Here is a 564-nt window from a genome sequence, read left to right on the forward strand (position 1 = left end):
AATAACCCCTGTTAGTCTACAAGACGCCGTAATTGGTGCGATTGCCGGTTATTTGTGTCTTTGGTCAGTATATTGGGGTTTCAAACTGCTTACTGGTAAAGAAGGGATGGGTTACGGTGATTTTAAATTGCTGGCTGCCCTTGGCGCTTGGCTAGGATGGCAATCATTACCAATGATCATCCTACTTTCTTCCGTCGTCGGTGTGATATTCGGGCTCGTTCAGTTACGACTACAAAAACAAGGTATAGAGAGAGCTTTCCCTTTCGGCCCATATTTAGCGATTGCAGGATGGGTAAGCTTAATCTGGGGCGACCAAATTCTAAGTTGGTACTTCACGTCAATTTTAGGGGTGTAAATGGCTTTGGTAATAGGCTTAACGGGTGGTATCGCCAGCGGTAAAACTACCGTAGCGAATCTGTTCAAGCAGCAGTTTAAAATTGATAGTGTCGATGCAGACATTGTCGCAACAGAAGTCGTCGAACCTGGAACTCCCGGGTTAAATGCAATCATTCAACATTTTGGTCAACACATTACGCATGACGACAACACCTTAGAGCGTGCCAA

At 45.0% G+C, this 564-nt stretch carries 2 protein-coding genes; both read left to right on the plus strand.

Features of this window, described 5'->3' with window-relative positions:
* A partial coding sequence (locus tag R7040_RS28755; protein ID WP_318097935.1) for an A24 family peptidase occupies nucleotides 1-355 on the plus strand: 355 nt, incomplete at its 5' end.
* The coding region (gene coaE, locus R7040_RS28760) for a dephospho-CoA kinase (RefSeq protein WP_318097936.1) at nucleotides 356-564 on the plus strand (209 nt) is incomplete at its 3' end. It abuts the gene before it with no gap.

Source organism: Vibrio sp. 1069 (genome assembly GCF_033340555.1).